General features: G+C 51.4%; 8 protein-coding genes. 1 reads left to right on the plus strand and 7 read right to left on the minus strand.

Annotated features, from left to right (window positions below; genetic code table 11):
* Positions 1-50: 50 nt before the first annotated feature.
* Both ccsB and QME66_11460 read right to left on the minus strand, forming a co-directional pair.
* Entirely contained in the window at positions 51-866 is an 816-nt protein-coding gene (ccsB, locus tag QME66_11455) for a c-type cytochrome biogenesis protein CcsB (GenBank protein ID MDI6809579.1), read from the minus strand.
* Positions 867-875: 9 nt separating this feature from the next.
* The gene (locus QME66_11460; protein ID MDI6809580.1) at positions 876-2,333 is read right to left on the minus strand and encodes a cytochrome c biogenesis protein ResB; all 1,458 of its coding nucleotides are present in this window, start codon (positions 2,331-2,333) and stop codon (positions 876-878) included.
* A 406-nt stretch (positions 2,334-2,739) separates the two neighbouring features.
* Here QME66_11460 and QME66_11465 point away from each other — a divergent pair, with 406 nt between their 5' ends.
* Positions 2,740-3,306, plus strand: a complete 567-nt coding sequence (locus QME66_11465; protein MDI6809581.1) for a cytochrome c family protein — start codon at positions 2,740-2,742, stop codon at positions 3,304-3,306.
* 46 nt (positions 3,307-3,352) lie between these two features.
* Here QME66_11465 and hemA read toward each other — a convergent pair whose 3' ends face one another.
* From hemA to nuoL, 5 genes are read right to left on the minus strand one after another with little or no spacing between them, the layout of a single operon-like run.
* Positions 3,353-4,636, minus strand: coding sequence for a glutamyl-tRNA reductase (gene hemA, locus QME66_11470; GenBank protein MDI6809582.1), 1,284 nt, complete (start codon positions 4,634-4,636; stop codon positions 3,353-3,355).
* Positions 4,637-4,676: 40 nt separating this feature from the next.
* Positions 4,677-5,504 (minus strand): cytochrome c biogenesis protein CcsA, encoded by an 828-nt coding sequence (gene ccsA, locus QME66_11475; GenBank protein MDI6809583.1) that lies wholly within the window; start codon positions 5,502-5,504, stop codon positions 4,677-4,679.
* A gap of 15 nt (positions 5,505-5,519) precedes the next feature.
* Positions 5,520-6,971 carry an NADH-quinone oxidoreductase subunit N gene (locus QME66_11480; protein MDI6809584.1) on the minus strand — a complete coding sequence of 484 codons (1,452 nt, stop codon included), beginning with the start codon at positions 6,969-6,971 and terminating at the stop codon, positions 5,520-5,522.
* A 45-nt stretch (positions 6,972-7,016) separates the two neighbouring features.
* Positions 7,017-8,489 (minus strand): NADH-quinone oxidoreductase subunit M, encoded by a 1,473-nt coding sequence (locus QME66_11485; protein MDI6809585.1) that lies wholly within the window; start codon positions 8,487-8,489, stop codon positions 7,017-7,019.
* A gap of 45 nt (positions 8,490-8,534) precedes the next feature.
* Positions 8,535-10,451, minus strand: a complete 1,917-nt coding sequence (gene nuoL / locus QME66_11490) for an NADH-quinone oxidoreductase subunit L (GenBank protein ID MDI6809586.1) — start codon at positions 10,449-10,451, stop codon at positions 8,535-8,537.
* Between the last annotated feature and the right edge of the window lie 74 nt (positions 10,452-10,525).

A 10,525-nucleotide genomic window follows, 5' to 3' on the forward strand; every position in this document is an offset into this window, starting at 1 on the left:
TGCACCGTTCTGGGGCAATGTCAATGTCAACTTATTTATGTTACGGTGCACTAGGTGTAGGAATGAAGCCCGCCGAGTATGAGATTCGAGAAAAAGGTGAGAATAGCCATGACAAAACCGATTATCGCAACTACTGCCGACCTTCTCCCCTTCCATCCCATAACGTAGCGTGTATGGAGATAGACGGTATAGATCGCCCAAACAACAAGTGAGCTTACCTCTTTCGGGTCCCACCCCCAGAAACTTCCCCATGCCTTGTAGGCCCAAATCATACCGGCAAACATTGCGCCGACCGTAAACAGGGGATAGCCGATTGAGATTGACTTGTAGCTCACATCATCCAGAACATCGGCGGAAGGAAGTCTTGATATTAACCCTTTCCCCGGTTTCAGGCCGCTCTTCAAGAGAAACAGTATACTTGATGCGAACGCAACTGCAAATGCCCCCTCACCTGCAGCCGCAACGGAAACATGAATCTTGAGCCACACACTCTGGAGAGCCGGCATGAGCTGCTGCTGCGGTTCCTTCGGAAGAATGGAAGCGCTCACCATCAACAGGAAGGAGACGGGAGCGACGAATGCACCAATGATGGGCTTTCTCATCAGAAAGAGGAGGATCATGTATCCCGCCACGACGAACCACGCAATAAGCGAGACGTACTCGTACATGTTGGTCCACGGAGCATGACCGGCGTTTCTCCACCTGAGAAGAAGTGCGACCGTATGAGCAATGAAGCCCAAGACCATGAGCCCAGACGCAAATGTGCTCAAGAACTTCTTTTCAAATGGAATGTAGAAAACGTAGAGAACGAAGGCAAAGAGATAGACCCAGAAACAGAGCCAGAAAAAGGTTATGTCATTCGCCATCCTGTCCTCCTACAATTTATTGAGTGAATCCACAATGCGATTGATCTCATTCCGAAGTCCGGATGTGCTCTTGTTGCATACTCCGCCAACAATGACCTTGGTTTTCGCGTCGCCGGCAGTTCTTACCACGTAGCCCCAGACTCTCTTGTGATAAATGTAGAATGAAACGAATATCCCGAAGGTTCCGAGAAAGATTGCAGACCAGATGAGGCCTCTCCCCGGATTGTAGGCGACCTGGAGTCCTGTCTTGAATGCAGGCATATAACTTTCGAGTCTGAAACTATACTTCTCGCCCTGGTTTCCGTGGAAATCGGGGAAATTCGCAAAGAGCCATCTGGATGAGATGTACTTCCCATTCTCGTAGATAGAAAGCTTGACGGCTGGATTTCTGTGCTCAGTCGAACGAGAGGTCACGACACCTTGATCAATGACGAAGTCGGCCACGAAATCATCTACCTTTACCGAAAGAGGGGTGCCTTCAATCAAAACCGGACGCTGGAATTCCGCAAGGATGCTCCCCTCTTTGCCCTTGCCTCCCGCAACTGAGAAATTGATCTGCGCCCTCTCAATCCTTCTCGGGTCCTCAGGAAAATCACTCTGATAGAAACTTATTCCGCGATACTGGAGCGGGTCGTTAACCTCTATTACCTTTGTAAGAACGGGATTGCCCCCATCGATCACAGTCAGTTTCGAATGATAGTCTTTGATTTCTTGTTTCTCGCTGAGAACGAGCCAGACAGAGTCAACTCGTACTTTGAACTCCCTATCGGGAACATCTATGAATTCTCCCTGCGTCCCGTACTTTGTGATCCTGAACCCGGCCACGGAGCCGATTATTCCGCCAATCAGGAGTAGGAGCATGGCCGTGTGAGTCACGACGAAGCCAAGTCTTCCCAACCCGCCCTTTGAAGCCGATATAGTGACTATCCCAGGCTCCTTTTCGGGCCTTTTCGTGGCCAGACGGCGGTACCCCCTTCTCTTCAGTTCTGAGGCAACAAGTCTTCCGGCATCGTCAAGAGAAGCAGAAAGCTCCGCCTCCCCCTTTATCTTGAGGGCTCTCATCTCGGCCTCTGAATCCCTGAATGAGAGCGAGAATGCCGACTTCCAGGCCGGACCCAGTCTCTTTAGACTGCAGACGAGAACATTGACGCTGAGAAGAACAAGAGTCGCTAGATACCAGAATGAGCCGTAGGGGTTTATCAATCCAACCGCCTTGAGGAGTCTGTATTTCGAAAGGCCGTACCTTTCTATGTAGTATTCGGGAGGAGCACCCTGGCGAACAAACTCCCCGATGATGACGCCAAAAAGCGAGGCAACGGCCAGGATGATGAGGAGGATTATGGCAAGCCTCAGGGATGAGAATGAATCCCAGATTGTGCTTGCCGGCCCGCCGCCGGCACTAACTTCCGGCTTCGTCGTGCTTTCTTCTTCCTTAGGTTCGTCCATTGACGAGAGTTCGTCTTTCACAACTTTTGTCCTTGTCCGTTTCTGCAGCTGTATTAGTCAGGGTTCTTTTACAATAAGGGAGCTCCTTGTCGAAAGAAAAACAGTCATCGGAGCTCCTGCGTTGAAGAAGTCTTATGGTCACATCCCTAAATGAACGTCAGGGCATGATAACACTAAAACACGTAGGATGTCCAGCACGGCGCTTCCCCGGGTTCGGTGAGGAGCTCATCCTACAGCCCCCGATCCTTTCTTCATCCTTCAGTGAGGACCCGGGTATGGCCAAACGTTCTTCTGAAATATCTTGACAGGACTCTGCAAGCGGGCTAGAGTTTGACCTTGGTTTTTGATGAACCGCCCGAAGCAGGGCGCGAGAATTTCGAGTTCAATGAGGAGAAATTCCAGCAACCTGGCAGGAAAGGAGGCCTTCATGGCGCGTATTCTTCTTGTTCTTGGTGTTGTAGTCGCTCTTTGTGCGCTTTTCCCGGTCGTTCTCTTCTCCCAGCAGGCTGAGAAGGCGAAGGCCCCGCAATTCAAGTACGTTGGTGCCGCGGGATGTAAGCCGTGTCACCTGCCTGCCTACAAGATCTGGAGCGCGTCTCCTCACGCGACTGCATTCACAGTTCTTGCAACACCGGAGGCAAAGAAGATAGCCACGGCAAAGGGAATCGCGGACGCCCAGAAGAGTGACAAATGTCTGAAGTGCCATGTTACCGCCTTTGATGTCAAGGCCGACCTCAAGGAGGCGAAGTTTCTTGCCTCAGACGGCGTCGTCTGCGAGACATGTCATGGCCCCGGAGGCGGTTACAAGCTTGTAATGAGGGACCTGGCAAAAGCGAAGGAAAAAGCGCTTGTTGTTCACAGGACTGACGAGGGAAAGATCGCCCTTTGCACCAAGTGCCACAACCCGGAAAGTCCAACTGCAAAGAAATTCGACGCGAAGACTGCCTGGGCAAAGATAGTGCACCCCCTGCCCAAGAAGGCCGCCAAGAGTTAAGAAATCTAAATTGCAGAATATTGACCCGCCTTCTCGCGGAGGCGGGTCACTTTTTTTCTTCGGTATCGTCGTTCAGATCGAAGAGATATCTCACTGCATCTGCAAGCTTCTCTCTTTCCCCGGGATCAGCACTACCTTTAAGTCTAACGGTGGGCTTGTGGAGAATCTTGTTCAAGAAACTTGTCGCAAAATCCTCGACGAGCTTTTTCTCCCTTTCACTTGCCGTCCCGAGCTGGGAAAAAAGTCCTGAGAGCTCTTTGTCTTTAACTTCACTCAGCATTGATCTCAGAAGAGATATTGTCGGCACTGCCTGAAACCCTTCCATCCATCTTTCAAATCGAAGAGTTTCTTCCGCAACAATCGATTTTGCCTTTTCAGCTTCTCTTTCCCTCTTTTCCCTGTTCAGCGTAACGATTGCATTGAGGTCATCAATGTTGTAGAGGAAAACATTGTATATACCGGCGCACCCGGGGTCTACGTCTCGGGGGACAGCGATATCAATGATAAAGATGGTCCTGTTCTTCCTTCTCTGCATCACATTCTGGAGCTGCATTTTCTTGAGCACGTAGTGCGGGGCACCGGTTGAAGAAATGACAATGTCAACCTCGGCAAGGGCTTCCTCAATTCTGGAGAACTCTACCACTCTCCCGCCGGCTTCCTTTGCAAGCTCTTCGGATTTCTCCAGAGTTCTGTTCGCAACGTAAATATCGCGGACTCCGTTATCTACCAGAGACTTAAGCGTTAGCTCACTCGTCTCTCCGCCGCCTATGATCATCCCCTTCTTGCCGGAGAGATTGCCGAGTATTTTCTTTGCCAGCTCTACTGCAAGGGAGCTCACCGAGACAGCATAAGCCCCTATTTCAGTCTCTGTCCTCACCCTCTTACCGACTTCGAAAGACTGTCTGAAGAGTCTGTTCATTATCGGACCGGTTCCGCCGGAATCCTCTGCGATAAAGTATGCACTCTTGACCTGGCCCAGGATCTGGGGCTCTCCGACAACCATGGAATCCAAGCTGGATGAGACATTGAAGAGATGTTCGACCGCAGCACGACCACGATGGGAGTAGAGGTATTTTGAAATACCATCGCCAACCTCAGGGCTAAGGTTTCTGATGAATGATGCAAGAGCGCGTTCCACTTCCACATTGTCCTCTGCAAGACAGCAGAACTCGCTTCTATTGCATGTGGAAAGAACGACGCATTCCTTGACCCCGGGGACGTTCTTGAGATCCCGTATCACGTCAGCGTACTTCCCTTCCGCGATGGCGTATTTCTCCCTTACATCTACGGGAGCTGTCTTGTGATTCATTCCTATGAGTATGAGTCCCATTCGATACTCAGCTCAAATCCTTCCGGCCGGCATCCGGCTCTCAGAAGTTGTGCCTTCCCGGGAGGAGACTGCCTCCGACAAATGAGAGCATGCACGCCAGAAATCCGACTATTGATAGAAGCGCAGCCCTTTTCCCCTGCCACCCCGCTGCCAGTCTTGAATGGAGATAAGCGGCATAGATGATCCAGGTAGCGAATGTCCACACTTCCTTTATCTCCATGCGGAAAAAGGAGCCCCAGACTCTTTCTGCCCACAATCCTCCAGCCACGACTCCAAGGGTCAGAAGCGGGAATCCTATCGACACTGCCCTGTATCCGATGTGATCGAGTGAATCAAGCGATGGAAGGCGCACAAAGACCCTTCCCATCCTCTTCACCGCTATTTCATGTGAGAGCATGAAATACATGAGCCCGGTCGAGAATGCGAAGGCAAAGGCGGCGTAGCTCAGAAGCGTCAAGAGAACATGTACCTGGAACCAGGCACTTGTGAAGATCACCTCTGGTTCCAACTGCGGACGCGGGAAGAAACACAAAATCAGTGAAGACAAGGAGAGAATGGCGGGGAAAGGAACAATAAAGGGTCCGACAGTCTTCTCACCCGTGGCCCTCTCAAAAAGAAAGTAGGAGCAGCCGATGAAGACAGAGGCGACCAGGAGTGCCTCCCGGACCGTTCTCAGAGGAAGAGCACTTTCGGCCCCTGTAATGAGGAATAAGAGACTGAGCTGAAGCAAGACGCCTGCGAGCAGAAAGTAGCTTGCCAGGCTGTGCTTCTTCGGTGCTTCTCCGAGAAAACCAGAGATGTACAGAAAAGAAGCAACGAGATAACAGGCGAAGGAGATGCCCTGAATAACAGGAAATGCGAGTCCCATACGAACCACGCGAGGTTATCTACCCAGCCATAGTTCCAGAGAAGCTTCAGTAAGTCTTATGAGCTGGGCTGGAAAGAGTCCAATGAACAGCGTAAATACAAATGATATCCCCAGAGCAAACTTAGTAAGGGCTGACATGCCGAAGTGCGGCTGTTCTTCCTTCCTTTTCACAAGATACATTGCCTTCAAGACCCTTGCATAGTAAAAAAGACTTACTACGCTCGTAAGAATTCCAATCACTGCAAGCACTATGTAACCGTCCTTAATGGCTGACGAGAAAACATAAAGCTTGCCCATGAAACCCGCGAGGCCGGGAATTCCCGCAAGTGAAAGCAGGAATATTGTCATAAGGCCGGCCATCACCGGGGAACGTCTCCCGAGGTCAACGAAATGTTCGAGGTCATCACCGCCTGTTATTCTGGACTGGGCTGTCACGATCGAGAATGCTCCGACGCTCATGAACAGATAGGCGGTAAGATAAATGAGGACGCTCTGAGTACCGAGCGTGCCTCCCACTGCAACGCCGATCAACATATATCCGACGTGTGCGATGCTCGAATATGCGAGAAGCCTTTTCACGTTTGTCTGGGCAACCCCGACAATGGTTCCGAGAATCATGCTGAGCGCAGAAAGCCAGGCGATGATCCCTGTCCAGTCAATGCCGTTTGCCTGATAGGCGCCGCTCAGCGAAAAAATGAATCTCAGAAGCACCGCGAAGCCCGCCCCCTTGGAGACAACGGAAAGATATGCCGTTATGGGGGTCGGAGCTCCCTGGTAGGTGTCAGGGACCCACATATGGAACGGGACGGCGGCCATCTTGAATGCGAAACCCGCTACCGTGAGAATCGAACCAAGCATAAGAAGAGGGTAGCTCGCGCCCCCGGCGAGGAGTCTTTCCTCAATGGCAAGAAGGTTGGTCAAACCGGTAAGGCCATAGATAAAACTCATGCCGTACACCATGACTGCGGAAGATATGGCCCCGAGCAGGAAGTATTTGACGCCTGCTTCATTTGATGAAGCGTCATCTCTCATGAATCCGGCAAGCGCATAGCAGGGAATTGCTCCCATCTCTATCGCCACAAAAATCATTACCAAATCCCCTGCCGAAGCAACAAGCATGAAGCCGAATGTGCCAAAGAGCAGAAGGGCGCAATACTCGGACATCGTCTCCAAGTCGAGCCCTTTGAGCTCGGGCGTTATGAGAAGAACAAGAAAGGATGCAACAAGAAAAATGCCCTTGAAGAAGAGCGAGAATGGATCGAGGACAAACATCCCGCTCAGGGTGGCCTGCGACTCTCCCCACAGCCCAACCAGCATGACAAATGCCCCGGCGATTCCAATAAGTGAAAGCCACCAGAGAAAGGCCTTTTTCCCCGCCGGCAAAAGTAAGTCAATCATCAGGACGGCTATTCCCGTGCATCCGAGAAAGAGCTCCGGTGAGACGAGATGCCAGTCAATCAAATTCACGACAGGTTCCTCCCAACCATTTTGTCCTGGAAGAGCTCGATCGTCCTATCCATGAAGCCTCATGAAATTTGAAAGTTCGACGACCGTCGTGTTCATGAGGTGAATTATTGGTCCGGGATAGACTCCGACAAATACTGTGATGATTTGGAGAGGGACGAGGGTAACGAGTTCCCTTACACTCATATCAGGGAGCACGCCATGCCTGTCATTGTATTTTCCGAGGAACATTCTCTGGAGCATCCAGAGAAGATATCCCGCAGTTATGACGACTCCCAGCACTGACGCAATCACTATGCCTCTATACACCGGGAAAGCGCCGACAAAAACCATGAACTCGCTTATGAATCCGCTCAGGCCCGGGAGCCCAAGCGAAGCGAATGTGGCGAGACTCATAATTGCCGTATAGACCGGAAGTTTCGCCGCAAGCCCTCCAAAATCGTCGATCATCCTTGTGTGGGCTCTGTCGTAGATCACTCCCACAAGCAAGAACAAAGAGCCCGTGATGCAGCCGTGGTTGAACATTTGGAGGATGGCGCCGTTCATGCCGGTAGAAGTCATCGATGCAATGCCGAGAAGCACATAGCCCATGTGGCTTATGCTCGAATATGCGACAAGTTTTTTGAGGTCATCCTGGGCCATTGCAACAAGCGCACCGTAGATTATGTTCACGAGTGCAAGCGCCGCGAGCGGAATAGCGAAGTAGTGCGCCGCAGATGGAAGTATCGGCAGGCTCACTCTCAGGAGACCATATGCCCCCATCTTGAGAAGGACCCCTGCAAGGATGACGCTTACGGCGGTAGGTGCCTCAACATGGGCATCGGGAAGCCAGGTATGAAACGGGAAAATAGGCACCTTGATTGCAAAAGCAAGATAGAAGGCAAGAAAAACCACTACCTGAAATCCTGGCGAGAAGAGCTGGTTCTGGGTCAGTGCGACCATGTCGAAAGTGTGAGGCGCGCTGCTGAAGTAAAGGGCAAGTATTCCCAGAAGCATCGCCACGCTCCCGAAGAGCGTGTAGAGGAAGAACTTTATTGCCGCATATTCCCTTCTCGGCCCTCCCCAGATTCCGATGAGGAAATACATCGGAACGAGCATGGCCTCCCAGAACACATAGAATAGGAAGAAATCGAGCGCCACAAAAACGCCAATCATCGCGGTCTCTAAGAGACAGAAGAGGGCGAAGTACATCTTCACCCTGTCTTTGATTCCGTAGGAGGCAATTATTGAGACCAACGAAAGCAAGGCGGTAAGAACGACCATGACTATGCTGAGACCGTCAACCGCCATGTAGTAGTAGACGTTTATTGGCGGAATCCAGCTTACCTTCTCGACCAGTTGAAAACCGGGATTTCCGGCATTGAACCGGGCAAGCACGATGAACGAAACAAATAGCGAGATCCCGCTGAATATGGTTGCAGTCGCTTTGACAGCCTTCTCCTGGTTCTTCCCAAAGAAGAGGATAATCACTCCGCCCAGAAGAGGGAAAAATGTGGTCAAAGTCAGTAAGGGTAGGTTCATTCCCTTTGCCTCCGTCTCAGAATCAGACTCAACGCTTCTACTCCCTCAAACGAATAGTTTGACTGCCAGCAGGAATAGAATTCCAAGTAGAATTACCATCACATACTGCTGAACGTAACCGCTCTGAGCCCTTCTCAATAACCAGCTCCAGGCCTGAGTCACAGATGCAATTCCATTCACCAGACCATCAACCACGTGTTCATCTATCCATCGCTTTATCCTGCTCAGGAGAATCGTTACTTTGGCAGTCCCGTCAACTGCACCGTCTATCACCCTGAGGTCAAAGGAAAAGAGGGCCCTTGTAAGACGCACGAGAGGCCTGATGATGACCGCAAGGTAGATCTCATCCAGGTAGTACTTGTTGTAGAGGAGACGATAGAGCCAGGGAAGTCCCTTTGCGAAACCCTGCTCGGAAATCGTATGGCGCAGATAGACCAAGTAGGAAACACCGATTCCCAGGAGGCACACCAGAGTGGACACGAGCATCACGGCATAATTCGCGGGCGCGTGCTCGACTTCGCCAAAGTGGATGAAGGAAGATATGCCGTGCGGAAGCCAGGGCATGCCGACAAATCCCGATACGACCGAAAGAACACCGAGGACTATAAGGGGAATCGTCATGACAGCAGGAGATTCCTTGGCTTTTTTTTCTGTCCGCGGCTTGCCGAGAAAGACCAGGAAGCAAAGCCTGAACATGTAGAAGCTTGTCAGAAATGCCCCAAGAGTTCCGACTGCGTAAAGGAAGATATGCCCCTGCGAGATGCAGTGGGACAGAATTTCATCCTTGCTCCAGAACCCGCTGAGCGGCGGTATCCCGGACAGGGCAAGGGCTGCAATGATGAAAGTTGTTGCAGTTATCTTCATCTGTTTGCCCAGCCCTCCCATTTCCCGTATGTCCTGAGTATGCAGGCCGTGAATCACGCTGCCTGCACCGAGGAAGAGGAGAGCCTTGAAAAACGCATGTGTATAGAGGTGGAACATTCCTGCAGTATAACCGCCGGCCCCGAGCGCAAAAACCATGTAACCAAGTTGGCTTACCGTCGAGTATGCAAGAACGCGCTTTATGTCGAATTGAGTGCATGCAATGGTAGCTGCCAGAATGGCCGTTATCCCCCCAATAGTTGCGACGACCATCGATGCCGCGGGAGAGGCGGCGTAGATCGGAAAGCATCTGGCAACCATGTACACACCGGCAGCCACCATCGTCGCTGCATGGATGAGGGCGCTCACCGGAGTCGGACCTTCCATTGCGTCTGGAAGCCACACATGGAGCGGAAACTGAGCAGATTTCCCGACAGCACCTCCAAAGAGACATATTGCGGCAATCTTTAGATAGTGTGGATCGAGTGCGCCGTTCTGGACCGCACCAAAGACTTCCTTGAACTGAAAACTGCCCGCGGCCTTCACAAAGAAGAAGATGCCTACGAGGAAACCGAGATCACCAAGCCTGGTTGTTATGAAGGCCTTCGTCCCGGCGTCGCTCGCGCTCTTCTTCTCGAACCAGAACCCTATGAGAAGGTAGGAACAAAGTCCCACGAGCTCCCAGAAAATGAAAAGGACAAAGAAAGTATTCGCAAGGACCAGGCCATACATTGAGAAAAGAAAGAGTGAAATGAAGGCAAAATATCTCGAATGTCGCTCGTCGCCGTGCATGTAGCCCACGGAATAAAGAATCACAAGAAATCCTACGACAGAGACGACAAGGAGCATCAGTGCAGCCAGTTCATCGACCGCGTATCCAATCGTGACCGGGAGGTCGCCGATCACGAACCAGTTGAGGTTTATGTCATACCTTCCGCCGGCCAGAACCGAGGTTATGACGATGAGGGAAGCGGAGAGCGAAGCCCCGGCAAAAAGCACCGGAATAAGGGAGCCGTGTCCCGGCAGCTTCCTTCCAAAGAAAATCGTGATAACAAAGGCAAGAAGAGGGAAAAGCGGAATAAAAGGAATCAGGAACTCCATCTAGTTTCTATCCCCCAATGACTAGTGCTGTGTCACATAAATTCGCGAACTTATTATGCGGTGCCCCAGCACTT

It is taken from the genome of Candidatus Eisenbacteria bacterium (assembly GCA_030017955.1).
Classification (GTDB): domain Bacteria; phylum Eisenbacteria; class RBG-16-71-46; order JASEGR01; family JASEGR01; genus JASEGR01.